We start from the raw sequence: 16,211 nt of genomic DNA, 5'->3' as shown, positions 1-16,211 counted from the left end.
GGAAAATGGCGCGATACACCGGGGCCGACTGCAAGCGTTGCCGTCGGGAGAAGCAGAAGCTGTTCCTCAAGGGCAGCAAGTGCGAGAGCGCGAAGTGCCCGATCGAGATCCGTCCTTACCCCCCGGGTGAGCACGGACGCGGGCGCACCAAGGACAGCGAGTACCTCCTTCAGCTTCGTGAGAAGCAGAAGTGCTCGCGTATCTACGGTGTCCTCGAACGACAGTTCGTGAACTACTACAAGGAAGCGAACCAGAAGACCGGCAAGACCGGTGAGAACCTTCTGCGCATCCTTGAGACCCGCCTCGACAACGTGGTCTACCGGGCAGGCTTCGCCAAGTCCCGCGACCACGCCCGTCAGCTGGTGCGTCACGGACACATCGCGGTGAACGGCACGAAGACCGACATTCCGTCGGCCCGCGTCGCCGTGAACGACGTGATCGAGGTTCGTCAGAAGTCCAAGGCCCTGACCCCCTTCCAGGTGGCCCAGGCCGAGGCCGGCGAGCGCACCGTACCGGCGTGGCTCGAAGCCGTGCCGTCGACGATGCGGATCCTCGTGCACTCCCTGCCCGAGCGCCAGGTGATCGACACCCAGGTGCAGGAGCAGCTGATCGTCGAGCTCTACTCCAAGTAGACGCTCGCGGGTCCGGGCGGTACGGCCCTTTCGGGTCGTGCCGCCCGTACCCTTGTCAGTATCTGGGGGCGTCAAATAGTGGGCGCCCACGACTGAAGGAACCAACATGCTTATCGCTCAGCGTCCGTCGCTGACCGAAGAGGTCGTTGACGAGTTCCGCTCCCGGTTCGTCATCGAGCCGCTGGAGCCGGGCTTCGGCTACACCCTCGGCAACTCTCTCCGCCGCACGCTCCTCTCCTCGATCCCGGGCGCCGCTGTCACCAGCATCCGGATCGACGGTGTCCTGCACGAGTTCACCACCGTGCCGGGCGTCAAGGAGGACGTCACCGACCTCATCCTCAACATCAAGCAGCTGGTCGTCTCCTCGGAGCACGACGAGCCGGTCGTGATGTACCTGCGCAAGCAGGGCCCCGGCCTGGTCACCGCTGCTGACATCGCCCCGCCGGCCGGTGTCGAGGTCCACAACCCGGACCTGGTCCTGGCCACGCTGAACGGCAAGGGCAAGCTGGAGATGGAGCTGACCGTCGAGCGCGGTCGCGGCTACGTCTCCGCGGTCCAGAACAAGCAGGCGGGCCAGGAGATCGGCCGCATCCCGGTCGACTCCATCTACTCGCCGGTGCTCAAGGTCACGTACAAGGTCGAGGCGACCCGTGTCGAGCAGCGCACCGACTTCGACAAGCTGATCGTCGACGTCGAGACCAAGCAGGCCATGCGTCCGCGTGACGCCATGGCTTCGGCCGGCAAGACCCTGGTCGAGCTGTTCGGTCTGGCGCGCGAGCTCAACATCGACGCCGAGGGCATCGACATGGGCCCGTCGCCGACGGATGCCGCGCTCGCCGCCGATCTGGCGCTGCCGATCGAGGAGCTGGAGCTCACGGTCCGCTCGTACAACTGCCTCAAGCGCGAGGGCATCCACTCCGTGGGTGAGCTCGTGGCTCGTTCCGAGGCCGACCTGCTCGACATCCGCAACTTCGGTGCGAAGTCGATCGACGAGGTCAAGGCGAAGCTGGCCGGCATGGGCCTCGCGCTCAAGGACAGCCCGCCCGGATTCGACCCGACGGCCGCGGCCGACGCGTTCGGCGCCGACGACGACGCGGACGCCGGTTTCGTGGAGACCGAGCAGTACTAGAACACTGGCTGGGGCGCCCGGGTTTCCCGGGTGCCCCGGACCGGGGTGGGGCTTTGTCCTCAATCGCCGGACGGGCTTGATTATGGGCTCGGGCGTGAGGGCGTTGTCCTCAATCGCCGGACGGGCTCGATTGTGATCGGTGGCCCGATCGGCTCTTGATCTTCCGTGTGGCGCCCGCCGCACGGGAACTGACACCGGTACCTGATACGGCCGGTGCAGCACACAAGGAGAAAAACCATGCCGAAGCCCGCCAAGGGCGCCCGTCTGGGCGGCAGCGCTGCGCACGAGAAGCTTCTTCTCAACAACCTCGCGAAGTCGCTGTTCGAGCACGGCCGCATCACCACGACCGAGGCCAAGGCCCGTCGCCTGCGTCCGGTCGCCGAGCGTTTCATCACCAAGGCGAAGAAGGGCGACATCCACAACCGTCGCCTGGTGCTGCAGTCGATCACGGACAAGGGCATCGTGCACGCGCTCTTCACCGAGATCGCCCCGCGGTACGAGAACCGCCCCGGTGGTTACACCCGCATCACCAAGATCGGCAACCGTCGCGGCGACAACGCCCCGATGGCCGTCATCGAGCTGGTCGAGGCGCTGACCGTGGCCCAGCAGGCCACCGGTGAGGCCGAGGCCGCCACGAAGCGTGCGGTCAAGGAAGACGCCCTCAAGGAGGACGCGGCTGCGGCCGAGGTCGTCGAGGACGCCAAGCCGGCCGAGGCCGACGCCGAGTCCAAGGACGCCTGAGCGTTCTGAGACCACTGGACGGGCCCGCATCACCCTTCGGGGCGGTGCGGGCCCGTTCCGTATGTACTGGCAGAAAAGGATCCTTCGGTGAGTGACGAAGTGGAGCCCGGCTTTGTGCGGGTGCGGCTGGACCTGGCCTACGACGGCAAGGACTTCTCCGGCTGGGCCAAACAGACCGGCAGGCGGACGGTCCAGGGGGAGATCGAGGACGCGCTGAGGACCGTGACGCGGTCCTCTCGGACGTACGACCTGACCGTCGCGGGGCGCACGGACGCCGGGGTGCACGCCCGGGGCCAGGTCGCCCATGTCGATCTGCCGGCCGAGGTGTGGGCCGAGCACGCGGACAAGCTGCTGCGGCGGATGGCCGGGCGGATGGCGCCCGACGTGCGGATCTGGCGGATCGCCGAGGCGCCGGCCGGGTTCAACGCCCGGTTCTCGGCGCTGTGGCGCCGTTACGCGTACCGCGTCGCCGATCGTCCCGGTGGGGTGGATCCGCTGCTGCGCGGTCATGTGCTGTGGCACGACCGGGCGTTGGACATCGACGCGATGAACGAGGCGGCGGCCCGGATGGTGGGGGAGCACGACTTCGCCGCCTATTGCAAGAAGCGCGAGGGCGCGACGACCATCCGCACGCTGCAGAAGCTGAGTTGGGTACGGGACGGGGCGTCCGGGATCATGACGGCGACCGTGCAGGCCGACGCGTTCTGCCACAACATGGTGCGGGCGCTGATCGGGGCGGCGCTGTTCGTCGGGGACGGGCGCCGGCCGGCCGAGTGGCCCGCGCGGGTGCTGGCGGCGCGGGTGCGGGATCCCGGAGTGCATGTGGTGCGTCCCCATGGGCTGACGCTGGAGGAAGTGGCCTACCCGGCCGCCGAGTCGCTGGCCGCCCGTGCGAAGGAGGCGCGCAACGTGCGCACGCTCCCCGGGGACGGTTGCTGCTGAGCCCTCCGTGCGAGAGGGCTTCGCTCACTCCGGGGACGGGGACGGGGACGGTGCCGGGGGTGGTGCCGGTGCCGTTGCTCTGCCGGCCCGGCGCCGCTGTCGCCAGGCGCCCGTGAGCCGGGTCGCCACGTACAGGGCCGAGACCGTGACCACCGTCGCGCCGACCGGGCTGATGCCGGGGCCGGACCAGCTGCGGACCGCGGACGCCGTGAACAGCAGCAGGGCCAGGACGCGGAGCAGCCACCATCGTGGCGAGCGGGGTTTGTGGCCGTCCGGGGCCGGTGGGTGCTCGCCGTCCTGGGTGGTCATGGTGGAGCGCATGCCGGCCAGCAGGCCGCGGCGGGTGAGGAGCCGGGCGTCGGGGAGGGTGTCGAGGACTTCGGGGCGGTCACCGAAGCCCGGGGGCAGTGGGGGCAAGGAGAGAGCCGCCAGGAGGTCCGACTGGTGGCGGGGCGGGTTGCCCATGGACCGGAGGATGTGGATCAGCGGGCGGGGGTCCGTGCGCGCGAAGGCGCGGGACAGGGCTTCGGCCGTGGCGGCGACCGTGGTGTGGTCGGGGGCCGGGGAGGTGGCGTTCCACTCGTGGGCGGCCAGCGGCCTGCCCTTGAGGAACAGGGTGAACCCGCAGCGTTCGGGCGTGCGGCGCAGGACCAGCGTGGGCCATTTCTCGCCCGTGGTGAAGTTGTCCGCCGCCGTGGTCAGCGGGTCCTCCGTGGACAGGACCGAGCGCTTGGCGGGCCGGACTTCCGGGACGGCCTCGACGTAGGTGTGCGTGGCCGTCGCCGGAGCGGTGCGGAGCGAGACGCCGCACATCAGGGCCGCCTGCGCCACGTCCGCCGGGCGGGCCGCCGCGATCGCGACCGCGCAGGGAGCGCCCGGCGTCCAGGCGGGGGCGGCGGGGGCCGTGCGGGGCTGCGGCGGGCGGCCGAAGAACGGGGTCAGGGTGGCCACGTGGATACGGATGCCCGAGCGGGTGTCCAGGAACTCCTGGCGCGGGTCGTCGCCGAAGTACGCCCACGGGTACTTCGTGGCATGGACGCCGATGGTGCGGAAGGCTTCCAGCCCCTCGTCCCAGCGCTCCGCGCGCAGCAGCATCAGGGCCAGGTGGTTGCGGAAGCCGGCCGCCTCGTGGCTGCCCGGTCCGTACGCGGCGGACAGGTCCAGGGCGCGGGCGACCGCCGCCTCGACGCGTGGTGCGTACGGGTCGGGACCGGCCGGGGCGCCGGGGGAGGGGGACAGGACGGCGTACTCCAGCGCCGCGAGCAGGGGCAGTGCGTGCAGTTTCGAACCGGGCGGGGCCGCGGCGGCCGCGCTCTCGGCGAAGTCGAACATCTCCTCGTGCGAGCCGTGCCACTTCGCGCACCGGTACTGAAGGGCCGCGGCATGGCATCCGTAGTGGTGCGGGTCGCACGCCAGGGCGCGGGCCCAGTAGCCGTCGAAGACCTCGCGCGGGGCCTGGCTGCCGACCGCGTGGACCAGGGCGATGCGCCACGGCACGGGGTCGGCGGGGTTGAGGTCGGCCGCCCTGCCGATCACCGGGGCCGCGTCCTCCAGCAGCGCGAAGAATGCCTGGAACTGGTCGCGTGAGACGTGCCTGGCGCGTTCCGCCGTACGTATCTCCCAGGCCCGGTCGATGCAGAGGTCCGCCCGGACCAGAGCCGCGTCCGGGTCCTCGGGGGATTCGGCCAGCCAGGCGTCCAGCCAGCCGGGGTTGTGCAGGGCGGCCTCGGCGAGGCGGGACACGTAGCCGTCCCGCAGCTCCCACTGGGTGTGCTCACGCGTCGCGGCGAGCAGCTCGCGGGCGGGGCCGTGGTCGCCCTCGGCGGCCGAGGTCAGGGCGGTGCGCAGCGCGGCGTCCGGGGCGTCGAGGACGACGGCCTCGTCCGGCGGGAGGTCGGCGCCGACGGCCGCGCTGTGGCGCAGCACGCGGGGAAGGGTGAGGAGGAACGGAAGGCGCACGCGATTCCCCGGGCGGGTCAGTCGGCGGGTGCGGTGGCCGCGGCGGAGGCCTGGAGCTCACCGCGGTGGCGGATCTGACGGAACGTGAAGTTCGTCAGGTCGTCACCGGTGGCGTAGGCCTTCTTGTCGGTCTTGGTGATGTCCTTGCCGCCGGTGTACCCGCTGATGGCGAAGTAGGCGTAGCGGCCGTAGGAGTTGGAGGTGCGGCGGCACACCGATCCGGCGGCGCAGAAGGCCGGCACGCCCGAGCCGCTCAGGGTGGCGATGCTGCCGCTGGACTGCTGGGCGGCCTTCTTGGCCTGCGCTTCCGTCGTGAAGACCGCGAGGCCGACGGTGACGGCGACTCCGTCCCTGCTGTACGTGGCCCGGATGACCTGGTCGCAGCCGTTGTCGACGAGGATCGAGCCGAGCGCGCCCTTGGCGGTCGCGGCGCAGTTCTTCGTCTGCTGGGTCGCGCCCTTGAGGTAGACGCGGTCGCCCGTCGTCAGCTTCTTGCCGGGGAAGAACGCGTCGACGGTGATCGGCGCCCTGTCCTTCTTGGCGTCGGATATGTAGTCCTTCGGGTCCGGCGGGGGCGCCGGGGCCACCGAGGAGAAGGACGGCTCGGGCTCGGCGGTCTCGTTCGGCAGGTCGGTCGGTGCCGGGAGTTCGCGCGCGTTCTTGCCGGTGCCGGTGGAGCCCTTGTCGCCGGCCGAGATGACTGCCGCCGCCACGATCGCGCCGACGGCCGCGGTGGCGAGCACGCCCCCGCCGATCAGCAGCCACTTCTTGCGACGGTTGCGCGCGGCGGACTCGTCGGCCAGCGCTGCCCAGTCCGGGGTCTGATTGCCCCCGGGCCCCCACGAGGGCTCCCCTTGCCCAAAGCTCATGCGGCGAATCCTAGACGGAACCCCAACCGGTTGGGTCCGGGCACGTAAACCGGTTGGGCCAGGGCTTCGCGGCCCGTGACAATGCTGTGTATGGGACATCTTGAAGCGGGCCACCTGGAGTACTACCTACCGGACGGGCGGGTGCTGCTCGGCGATGCTTCGTTCCGGGTCGCGGACGGGGCCGTGGTCGCCCTCGTGGGGGCGAACGGCGCCGGGAAGACCACCCTGCTGCGGCTGCTCGCCGGGGAGCTCCAGCCGCACGGCGGCTCGGTGTCGGTGAGCGGCGGGCTCGGGGTGATGCGGCAGTTCGTCGGCTCCGTGCGGGACGAGCGCACGGTCCGGGACCTGCTGGTCTCCGTCGCCCAGCCCCGGATCCAGGAGGCCGCCGTGGCGGTCGACAGGGCCGAGGAGCTGATCCTCACCGTTGACGACGAGGCCGCGCAGATGACGTACGCGCAGGCCCTGAGCGACTGGGCGGAGGCCCGCGGATACGAGGCCGAGACGGTGTGGGACATGTGCACGATGGCCGCGCTCGGTGTCCCGTACGAGAAGGCGCAGTGGCGCGAGGTGCGCACGCTGTCCGGCGGTGAGCAGAAGCGGCTGGTGCTGGAGGCGCTGCTGCGCGGTCCGGACGAGGTGCTGCTGCTCGACGAGCCGGACAACTACCTCGACGTCCCCGGGAAGCGGTGGCTGGAGGAGAAGCTGAAGGAGACCCGCAAGACGGTCCTCTTCGTCTCCCACGACCGGGAGCTGCTGTCCAGGGCCGCCGAGAAGATCGTCAGCGTGGAGCCGAGTCCGGCGGGCAGCGACGTGTGGGTGCACGGTGCCGGTTTCGATACGTACCACCAGGCCCGCAAGGACCGGTTCGCCCGGTTCGAGGAGCTGCTGCGGCGCTGGCAGGAGGAGCACGCCCGGCTGAAGGCGCTGGTCCACCGGCTGCGGCAGCAGGCGGCGATCAGCCCCGACATGGCGTCCCGCTACCGGGCGATGCAGACCCGCTTCAAGAAGTTCGAGGACGCGGGGCCGCCGCCGGAGCCGCCGCGCGAGCAGGACATCAGGATGCGGCTGCGCGGCGGGCGGACCGGCGTACGGGCGGTGACCTGCACGGGGCTGGAGCTGACCGGGCTGATGAAACCGTTCGACCTGGAGATCTTCTACGGGGAGCGGGTCGCCGTCCTCGGCTCGAACGGGTCGGGGAAGTCGCACTTCCTGCGGCTGCTCGCGGGTGAGCCGGTGGCGCACGCGGGGGAGTGGAAGCTCGGGGCGCGCGTCGTACCGGGGCACTTCGCGCAGACGCACGCCCATCCGGAGCTGCTGGGCCACACGCTCGTCGAGATCCTGTGGACCGAGCACGCCAAGGACCGGGGCGGGGCGATGTCCGTACTGCGGCGGTACGAGCTGGAGCGGCAGGGCGACCAGCCGTTCGAGAAGCTGTCGGGCGGGCAGCAGGCGCGGTTCCAGATCCTGCTCCTGGAGCTGGCGGGCACGACGGCGCTGCTGCTGGACGAGCCGACGGACAACCTGGACCTGGAGTCGGCGGAGGCCCTGCAGGACGGACTTGAGGCGTACGACGGGACGGTGCTGGCCGTCACGCACGACCGGTGGTTCGCGAAGTCCTTCGACCGGTACCTGGTGTTCGGCTCGGACGGCGTCGTACGGGAGACGGCGGAGCCGGTGTGGGACGAGCGGAGGGTGCAACGGGCACGGTGACGCTCCGCCGGGGGTGCGGTGGGGTGTGCGGCGTGGACCCGGTGGGGGTGCCGGGGAGGTGCCGGGGAGGTGCCGGGGTGGTGCTCACCCGTCCGGGTGAGCGCTCCGCGAAGGGCGGACGTGTCCGGTGCCGTGTCCCTAGCGTGGCCGCATGGTCAGCTCATCACACGAGGCGATGCACAGGATCTTCCAGGAGGATCCCGGAGTCTTTGCGCGGACCTTCCGCACGTTGGGGCTCCCTTTTCCGGAACCCGTCGCGGTGTCCCTCATGCCCACCGATCTCACCGAGATCCAGCCGCTCGAACGACGGGTGGACACCCTTCTGCGGATCGATGCCGCTGAAGGCGACAGCTATCTGCTTGCCGTGGAGGCACAGGGCAAGAAGGACCGTGGCAAACCCGGCAGCTGGGCCTACTACGTGGCTCACCTCTACGCGAAGTACCGGCTCCCTCCGCTACTCCTGGTGACGTGCCAGGACAGGGCCACGGCCGAGTGGGCCGCCGAGACGGTGGCGATCGGCCCCACGACATGGCCGACCCTGTCGCTCCGTCCGTTGGTGCTCGGGCCGCACAATGTGCCTGTCTTCACCGACTCGGACGCTGCCGCCAGGGACATTCCCCTCGCCACGCTCTCGGCCATCACGCATGGTAAAGATCCGAATGCCGGTGCCATACTCAAAGCGTTGGCTGCCGCACTGCAGACCGTTGACGACGACACGGCGATGATCTTCGCCGAGCTCACCGAACTCGGCCTGGGCTCCGCTCCGGCCGCACAGATCTGGAGGGATCTGATGTCTGTCGACCTCTCTTTCTTCCGCTCGGAGACGTCTGAGCGGTTGCGTTCCGAAGGGCGGGCCGAGGGGCGTGCCGAGGGGCGCGCCGAGGACATTCTGCGCATTCTTTCCAAGCGGGGGGTCGCGGTGTCCGAGCAGGTGCGGGGGCGGATCGTTTCCTGTGCCGATCTGGATGTGCTGAGCGACTGGCTCGACCGGTCGTTGACCGCCGAGGTCGCCGAGGACCTGTTCGTGGCCGCCCAGGCCTGATTCCGGGCGCCCGTACGCCAGGCTTCGGGGCAGCCGATGCCTGGCGGGGACGGGGTTCGAGGGCTGTTTTGACCCGCACGGGGGAGCGGCGGTATTCTTCTGGTTCGTTATGCGTATTGGCTTGGTCGTTCTCACGCGAGGGGCCCTTACGCCGGTCCACCGGGCCGATGACCAGCGGCAGGCACTCGGGTTGCGTCCCCGTAGCGCCGCCAAGGCTGGTGTGATCGTCCGGGTGGCCTTGTCAGGACCCACTCACTGAAGAAGCGAAGGCTACGACCGTGCGTACGTACAGCCCCAAGCCCGGCGATGTGACGCGCCAGTGGCACATCATTGACGCGCAGGACATCGTCCTGGGCCGTCTGGCCACCACGGCTGCGAACCTCCTCCGCGGCAAGCACAAGGCGATCTACGCCCCCCACATGGACATGGGCGACTTCGTCATCATCATCAACGCCGAGAAGGTTCACCTCTCCGGCAACAAGAAGACCCAGAAGATGGCGTACCGCCACTCCGGGTTCCCGGGTGGTCTCCGCTCCGTCCGTTACGACGAGCTGCTCGCCAAGAGCCCCGAGAAGGCCGTCGAGAAGGCCATCAAGGGCATGATCCCCAAGAACAGCCTGGGCCGTCAGATGCTCTCGAAGCTCAAGGTCTACGCGGGCGACCAGCACCCGCACGCTGCTCAGCAGCCGGTCCCGTTCGAGATCACCCAGGTCGCGCAGTAGTTCCGGCCTCCCCCTAAGACCAAAAGAAAGATCTGAGGAGAATCGTGGCCGAGACCACTGTTGAGAACCCCGTCGAGGGCGTCGAGGGCGAAGAGGTTTTCGCCGAGGTGACCACCTTCGAGTCCGAGGTTCCCGTCGAGGGCGAGTACACCAGCGAGTCGCTGGCGTCCCGCTTCGGCGACCCGCAGCCCGCCGCCGGCCTTGGCCGCCGGAAGAACGCCATCGCCCGCGTCCGGATCGTCCCGGGCACCGGCAAGTGGAAGATCAACGGTCGCACCCTTGAGGACTACTTCCCCAACAAGGTGCACCAGCAGGAAGTCAACGAGCCCTTCAAGGTGCTTGAGCTCGACAACCGCTACGACGTCATCGCCCGCATCTCGGGTGGCGGTGTCTCGGGTCAGGCCGGCGCCCTGCGCCTCGGTGTCGCCCGCGCGCTGAACGAGGCGGACGTGGACAACAACCGCGCCCCGCTGAAGAAGGCCGGCTTCCTCTCCCGCGACGACCGTGCGGTCGAGCGCAAGAAGGCCGGTCTCAAGAAGGCCCGTAAGGCCCCGCAGTACAGCAAGCGCTAAACCGCCTGCTCGTCTGCATTACACGTTCGCCCCGGCGGCACACCTCGTGCTTGCCGGGGCGTTCGTCTATCGGCACTCTCGGGCGTATAACGGCATAAGACGTTCATACGCTTACATGCGTAGCGTTGCGGTGCTGCTTTTCTTTCGCTTTGCATTGCTTTGCTTTGGTTCGACTTTGGTTCGGCTTGGCCCGATTCGGTCCTGCTCGGCCTGGTTCGGCCTGGCTCGGATCGGTTTGTTCGGTTTGTGGTTTCGGAGCATCTTCGGAGGACACCAGTGGGACGACTCTTCGGCACGGACGGTGTGCGCGGTGTCGCCAACGCGGATCTGACGGCCGAGCTCGCGCTCGGTCTGTCGGTCGCTGCGGCGCATGTGCTTGCCGAGGCGGGCACCTTCGAGGGGCATCGGCCGACCGCCGTGGTGGGACGTGACCCACGTGCGTCCGGAGAGTTCCTGGAGGCCGCGGTCGTGGCCGGTCTGGCCAGCGCGGGCGTGGACGTCCTGCGGGTCGGTGTGCTGCCCACCCCCGCGGTGGCGCACCTCACCGGCGCGCTGGGCGCCGACCTCGGGGTGATGCTCTCCGCCAGCCACAACGCCATGCCGGACAACGGTGTCAAGTTCTTCGCCCGCGGCGGTCACAAGCTCGCCGACGAGCTGGAGGACCGGATCGAGACGGTCTACGAGCAGCACCGCACCGGTGAGCCCTGGGCGCGTCCGACGGGCGCGGGAGTGGGCCGGGTCACGGACTACGCCGAGGGCCTCGACCGCTACGTCGCCCACCTGATCTCCGTCCTCCCGAACCGGCTCGACGGGCTGAAGGTCGTCCTCGACGAGGCGCACGGCGCGGCCTCCCGGGTCTCTCCCGAGGCCTTCGCGCGGGCCGGCGCGGACGTGATCACGATCGGCGCCGACCCGGACGGCCTGAACATCAACGACGGCTGCGGCTCCACCCACCTGGAGCTGCTGAAGGCCGCCGTCGTCGAGCACGGGGCCGACTTCGGCATCGCGCACGACGGCGACGCCGACCGCTGCCTCGCCGTGGACGGCAGGGGCGAGGAGATCGACGGCGACCAGATCCTGGCCGTGCTCGCCCTCGCCATGCGCGAGGCCGGACAGTTGCGCAAGGACACCGTGGTCGGGACGGTCATGTCCAACCTCGGCTTCAAGCTCGCGATGGAGCGGGAGGGCATCCAGCTCGTCCAGACCGCCGTCGGCGACCGTTACGTCCTGGAGTCGATGAAGGCCGAGGGGTACGCCCTGGGGGGCGAGCAGTCCGGCCATGTCATCGTCCTGGACCACGCCACGACCGGTGACGGCACGCTGACCGGCCTGCTGCTGGCGGCCCGGGTCGCCGCCACCGGCCGCTCGCTCGCCGAGCTGGCCGGGGTCATGCAGCGGCTGCCGCAGCTGCTGATCAACGTCCGCGATGTCGACAAGTCCCGGGTCGGCACCTCCCCGGAGCTGGCCGAGGCGGTCGCGGAGGCCGAGCGCGAGCTGGGCACCACCGGGCGCGTACTGCTGCGCCAGTCGGGTACGGAGCCGCTGGTACGGGTCATGGTCGAGGCGGCCGACATCGAGCAGGCACGGGCGGTCGCGGAGCGGCTCGCCGATGTGGTGAAGTCGGCACTCGGCTAGTCCGGGCGGCGGCCGGGCGCCGGGCCCGCACCGGCAGGTCCGGGCCGGTCGCGGTGCCGGCCGGGGCCCGTCCGGCGCCACACGCCGGGTGGGTCCTGCTGTCGGTGGGGGCTCGGCCGGTGTGCGGGCCCGCTCCGTCAGGCGGCCCCGGGCGTCGCCACGGCATGCGCCGTACCGGCGGTGCTCTCCCGCAGGTGCACGACCTCGTCCGTGCGGCCGGCGGGGACGATCAGGGGCGGACGCGGCACGCGGACGCTGCTGAAAGGGCTCGAAGCCTCAGAGTTTGCGCAGGGACAGCCGCTGGACCTTGTGGTCCGGTCCCTTGCGCAGCACCAGAGTGGCACGCCCCCGGGTGGGCGCGACATTCTCCACCAGGTTGGGCTTGTTGATGGTCCGCCACATCGTCGCCGCGTACTCCATGGCCTCCTCCTCGGAGACCTGGGTGTACTTGCGGAAGTACGAGAACGGGTTCTGGAACGCCGTCTCGCGCAGTTTCCGGAACCGGTTGAGATACCAGGTCTCGATGTCCTCGGTCCGCGCGTCCACGTACACACTGAAGTCGAAGTAGTCGGCGAGCCCGACCCTGGTCCGCCCGTCCTTGCCGGGCAGCGCGGGCTGCAGCACGTTCAGCCCCTCGACGATCAGGATGTCGGGGCGCCGTACGGTGAGCCGCTCGCCGGGCACGATGTCGTAGATCAGATGCGAGTAGACGGGCGCCGTCACCTCGTCCCTGCCGGCCTTGATGTCGGCGACGAAACGGGTCAGGGCCCGCCGGTCGTACGACTCGGGGAACCCCTTGCGCGACATCAGCCCGCGCGCCCGGAGCTCCTTCATCGGCAGCAGGAACCCGTCCGTGGTGACGAGTTCGACACGGGGGTGCTCGGGCCAGCGGGCCAGCAGCGCCTGGAGGATGCGGGCGCTGGTGGACTTGCCGACCGCGACGCTGCCCGCGACCCCTATGACGAACGGGGTGCCGCGCTGCGCCCCGTGCCCGTTGCCCGCGTCCCCGAGGAAGGTGTTCAGGGCGCCGCGCAGACCCGAGGTGGCCTGGACGTAGAGGTTGAGCAGCCGGGAGAGCGGCAGGTAGACGTCCCGTACCTCGTCGAGGTCGATGACGTCCCCGAGCCCGCGCAGCTGCTCCACCTCGTCGGCGGTCAGCGGCAACGGCGTCTTGTCGCGCAGGGCGCTCCACTCGGCGCGCGACAGATCGACGTACGGCGTCGCCGCGTGCTCGGCGCGTCGGGGGGTGCTGCTTCGTGGCGGCGAAGTGATCACATGTTCATTGTCGCGGGAGTTCTGACGGAGCGGGGGGTGGGCTCGGTCACGTGTGGACAGCGGCCACATCGGCTCCGGGGGGCTCGGGGGCGAGCGTGTCACCCGCGAGCCCCCCGAGCCCCGCAGGGACCGGAACGGTTCGCAGATCGGCATACGGCGCGCCGCGGCGCGAGGGCTCCGGCGCGGGCGCTCGTCAGCCGCCTCGCTTGGCACGCCCCCTTCGCAGGGCGATGAGCAGGGCCAGCGGCGGCACGATCAGCAGCCAGATCAGGATGATCGTGACCGGATCCGGGTGCGGTTCGTCCAGCTCCATGACCATGGACATGGAGGCGATCAGGCCCCAGATCACCGTCGTGATGCCGGACAGCCAGATGAGGACGGTCCGGACCAGCCGGGCGCCCTTGGACTGAGGTGTGCTGCTCCGGCGGCCGCCCTGCCGCTCGGGGCGGGGGATGCGGTCCGGGTCGCGGGTCGGCGCGGGGATCACCGCGGAGGACGGCACGCCCGCGTCGATCACGGCCAGGCGGTTCGGTGTGAGGTCCTTGTAGAGCGTGGGCTCGACGCGGATCTGGAAGCCGTCGAGCCCCGTGAGGTGGCGGCCGCCGTCCGGGTGGACGAGCATCGCCGCGCACGCGTCGTACCGGACGACGACGGTGCCGTCGGCGGTGGTCAGGGACACGGCTTCACGGGAGACCGTCAGCAGGACGGAGTCGTCCTCCAGTGACCGGTGCCGGCTGCCCGCGCTCGTCCCGGTCGTGGCGGACCACTGGGGGGCCTCGGTGAAGCCGGCCCAGTCGGCGCCCCGGCCGGGGACCTGGAGCAGTGCCGTGGCGTGCAGCTCGCGGGCGACCTCGCGCAGGTCGCCGAGGGTGACGGCGGCGAGTTCGGCCCGGTGCTCGTGCGGGGTGAGGTTGCGGTGCCCGGTCAGCAGGTTCAGGGCGTACGAGGGAAGCCGGGACGCGCCGGCGTCCGGGGCGTCGAACTGCTTGAGGAACTTGGCGCGGGCCGAGTCGAGTTCGGACTGCTCGATGGTGCCGGCCCGCAGTCGGGCCAGTGCGTCGACGAAGCCGCCGACCACCGCGCCGTGCTTCTTCGGGAGCGCGTCGGCGAAGGCGGTGACGGTCGCGAAGCCGTTGTCCCGGGGGCTGTAACCGGCCTCGGCGGTGTACGAGTAGCCGCCCTTCTGGCGCAGGTCCGTGAAGAGCGCGCGGCTGAGCACCTCGGTGAAGAGCGTCGCCGCCGTCGAACGCCGGACGATGCCGTCCAGGACGACGCCGCCGCTGCGGCCCGTGAGGTACGCGGGGGTGACGGGGAGCGCCGACGTCGGGGCGGGCAGCGGCTGCGGCGTGCCTGCCGGGAGGGCGAGGTCGAGGCCCTCCGGCACGGTGTCGGCGGTGATCCACAGGACGGCGTTGTCACGGGTGAAGCGGGTGCGCGCCCAGTCGCGTACGTCCTCGGCGGTCAGATGCCAGAGGCCGAGCTCGTCGTAGCTGCTGAGCCCGTAGCCCTGGGCGCCGTAACGCCACAGCGGCAGCTGGTGGTTGGGGCCGACGCGGCGGCCCGCCGCCTCGGTGCGCAGGATCTCGCGTTCGGTCTCCAGCCGCTCCATCGGCAGATCGCGCAGGGCCGCACAGACACCGTTGAGGTAGGTGGTGACCTCCTCCGGCGTGCCGGTGACGTGGAAGAGCGTGTACGTGGCGGCGGTGGCGCCGTTGTAGTGCAGGTCGGACACGCCGTGGCGGTGCAGCGCGAGGTGTTCGACGAGATGGGTGACGCCCGCGGTGGCGAGGGTCTCGTCGGCGACTCCGACGCGGAAGAAGAGGCCCGCGGTGACCGGGCCGGGGGCCGCGGCGAGCACCGTACGGATGCCGTCGACCTCGGTCTCACGGATCTCCGGGTCGGAGGCCGTGTCGGGTCTGTGTGCGGAGGTTTCCTGGGACATCGGCTCAGCCCTTCGACAGTGCGGTCTTGCGGTGCTTGAGGAACTGGGCCTCTTCGCCGCCGAAGTAGCCCCAGGGCGTCTTGGTGGCCTTGTCGCCGAGAGTGCGGAAGAACGGTGCGGCCTCGCGGTGGTGGCCGCCCAGACTCAGCGCCCCGGCGAAGTCGTTGTGGTCGCCGACCCAGTGGAATCCGGGCCGGTAGTCGGGGTGCTGCACGGAGCGGGCGGCGGCGGCCAGGATCTCGTCCCGGACCTGGATCGAGCGCAGGTGGTCGCTGTGGCCGTTCTCGGCGTCGTCGAGCCAGCGCTCCAGGTGCAGTTCGGCGATGAGCCGGCCCGCGTGGCTGCCCGGGGGCGCCGCTTCCAGGCAGGCGCGGGCGAACCCGTGCGCCTCCTCCCAGCTGCCGCCCCACTTGGGGCACAGCTGCTGGAGCAGCAGGGTCTGCCCGTGAATGTGGTGCGGGTGGTGCTCGGCCAGCCGGTCGTAACGCCGCCGCGCCTCGCTCTGCCCGAGTTCGAGCCCTCGTGCGGTGGTCAGGCGGGTTGCCCAGGCAAGCGCGTACGCGGGGTGCTCGGCGCACACGTCGATGAGCAGCTTCTCCGCGCGCCGCAACCACGTGTGGAACTGCCGGAACTGGTCGCGGGAGACGTGTTCGGCACGGTAGGAGCTGCGGATCTCCCAGCCGACGCCGATGTACCGGATGGCGAGCAGAGTCCGGGCGAGGGCGGAACCGGGGTGCTCGGCGACGACCCGCTCCAGAAAGCGCTCGGAGGAGCTGAGGTCGTGGAAGATGCCTGCGGCGATCGCCCGGTCGTCCTCGTGGTCGAGGAAGCCGAAGTACGCCTCGGTGGACGCCCAGTCGTCGTTGCGCACGACGTTCCGGAGTTCGGCGAGCGAGGGGATGTTGACGTACGGATCGAACTCCGCGCGTATCGGGGGAGCGGTGGGAGACATGACAGTCCTCGGAGCGGCCGCGACCGGCTGCCGCACGGGCTCGGTGCTCCGAGCGCGCATGGGCGTGCAGGTGGGACGGAAAGAAAGCG

At 70.4% G+C, this 16,211-nt stretch carries 14 protein-coding genes and 1 pseudogene; 10 read left to right on the top strand and 5 right to left on the bottom strand.

All coding sequences use genetic code 11. From position 1 onward, the window contains the following. The first annotated feature begins 5 nt into the window (after positions 1 to 5). The 4 genes from rpsD to truA all read left to right on the top strand — a co-directional run bounded on the left by rpsD (position 6) and on the right by truA (position 3,444). Entirely contained in the window at positions 6 to 632 is a 627-nt protein-coding gene (gene rpsD / locus ACFVT1_RS01060) for a 30S ribosomal protein S4 (RefSeq protein ID WP_093897256.1), read from the top strand. A 106-nt stretch (positions 633 to 738) separates the two neighbouring features. Next, positions 739 to 1,761, top strand: coding sequence for a DNA-directed RNA polymerase subunit alpha (locus ACFVT1_RS01055; RefSeq protein WP_024755423.1), 1,023 nt, complete (start codon positions 739 to 741; stop codon positions 1,759 to 1,761). Positions 1,762 to 1,998: 237 nt separating this feature from the next. Then, positions 1,999 to 2,502 (top strand): 50S ribosomal protein L17, encoded by a 504-nt coding sequence (gene rplQ / locus ACFVT1_RS01050; RefSeq protein WP_389791366.1) that lies wholly within the window; start codon positions 1,999 to 2,001, stop codon positions 2,500 to 2,502. 87 nt (positions 2,503 to 2,589) lie between these two features. After that, entirely contained in the window at positions 2,590 to 3,444 is an 855-nt protein-coding gene (truA, locus tag ACFVT1_RS01045; protein WP_389791364.1) for a tRNA pseudouridine(38-40) synthase TruA, read from the top strand. Between the two features lie 24 nt (positions 3,445 to 3,468). Here truA and ACFVT1_RS01040 read toward each other — a convergent pair whose 3' ends face one another. Together ACFVT1_RS01040 and ACFVT1_RS01035 are read right to left on the bottom strand one after the other, a co-directional pair. Then, complete coding sequence (locus tag ACFVT1_RS01040; protein ID WP_389791362.1) at positions 3,469 to 5,403, bottom strand: hypothetical protein; 1,935 nt, start codon at positions 5,401 to 5,403, stop codon at positions 3,469 to 3,471. A gap of 17 nt (positions 5,404 to 5,420) precedes the next feature. Then, positions 5,421 to 6,272, bottom strand: a complete 852-nt coding sequence (locus ACFVT1_RS01035) for a hypothetical protein (RefSeq protein ID WP_389791361.1) — start codon at positions 6,270 to 6,272, stop codon at positions 5,421 to 5,423. Between the two features lie 198 nt (positions 6,273 to 6,470). On the opposite strand from ACFVT1_RS01035, the pseudogene ACFVT1_RS01030 reads away from it, so the two are divergent. From ACFVT1_RS01030 to glmM, 6 genes and pseudogenes are all read left to right on the top strand, one after another. Next, a pseudogene (locus ACFVT1_RS01030) lies at positions 6,471 to 6,872 on the top strand (ATP-binding cassette domain-containing protein); the annotation flags it as partial. A gap of 366 nt (positions 6,873 to 7,238) precedes the next feature. Next, positions 7,239 to 7,982, top strand: coding sequence for an ATP-binding cassette domain-containing protein (locus ACFVT1_RS01025; RefSeq protein WP_389792211.1), 744 nt, complete (start codon positions 7,239 to 7,241; stop codon positions 7,980 to 7,982). Positions 7,983 to 8,133: 151 nt separating this feature from the next. Continuing rightward, a complete protein-coding gene (locus tag ACFVT1_RS01020; RefSeq protein ID WP_389791359.1) occupies positions 8,134 to 9,024 on the top strand; it encodes a hypothetical protein in 891 nt (296 codons plus the stop codon). Positions 9,025 to 9,302: 278 nt separating this feature from the next. Further along, on the top strand, positions 9,303 to 9,746 hold the full coding sequence (rplM, locus tag ACFVT1_RS01015) for a 50S ribosomal protein L13 (protein WP_072486702.1): 444 nt from the start codon (positions 9,303 to 9,305) through the stop codon (positions 9,744 to 9,746). A 44-nt stretch (positions 9,747 to 9,790) separates the two neighbouring features. After that, positions 9,791 to 10,318, top strand: a complete 528-nt coding sequence (gene rpsI, locus ACFVT1_RS01010; protein ID WP_362195979.1) for a 30S ribosomal protein S9 — start codon at positions 9,791 to 9,793, stop codon at positions 10,316 to 10,318. 276 nt (positions 10,319 to 10,594) lie between these two features. Beyond that, a complete protein-coding gene (glmM, locus tag ACFVT1_RS01005) occupies positions 10,595 to 11,953 on the top strand; it encodes a phosphoglucosamine mutase (protein ID WP_389791357.1) in 1,359 nt (452 codons plus the stop codon). Positions 11,954 to 12,229: 276 nt separating this feature from the next. Here glmM and coaA read toward each other — a convergent pair whose 3' ends face one another. The 3 genes from coaA to ACFVT1_RS00990 all read right to left on the bottom strand — a co-directional run bounded on the left by coaA (position 12,230) and on the right by ACFVT1_RS00990 (position 16,122). Beyond that, entirely contained in the window at positions 12,230 to 13,228 is a 999-nt protein-coding gene (coaA, locus tag ACFVT1_RS01000; RefSeq protein ID WP_389791355.1) for a type I pantothenate kinase, read from the bottom strand. Positions 13,229 to 13,421: 193 nt separating this feature from the next. After that, positions 13,422 to 15,170 carry a M16 family metallopeptidase gene (locus tag ACFVT1_RS00995; RefSeq protein ID WP_389791353.1) on the bottom strand — a complete coding sequence of 583 codons (1,749 nt, stop codon included), beginning with the start codon at positions 15,168 to 15,170 and terminating at the stop codon, positions 13,422 to 13,424. 4 nt (positions 15,171 to 15,174) lie between these two features. Beyond that, positions 15,175 to 16,122: a hypothetical protein gene (locus tag ACFVT1_RS00990; RefSeq protein WP_389791352.1), complete on the bottom strand. Its 948-nt coding sequence runs from the start codon at positions 16,120 to 16,122 to the stop codon at positions 15,175 to 15,177. Positions 16,123 to 16,211: the final 89 nt, after the last annotated feature.

The sequence above is a fragment of the Streptomyces sp. NPDC057963 genome (assembly GCF_042887155.1).
Classification (GTDB): domain Bacteria; phylum Actinomycetota; class Actinomycetes; order Streptomycetales; family Streptomycetaceae; genus Streptomyces.
The sequence above is the reverse complement of the archived record's forward strand: the minus strand, read 5'-3'. Positions and strand labels throughout refer to the sequence as shown.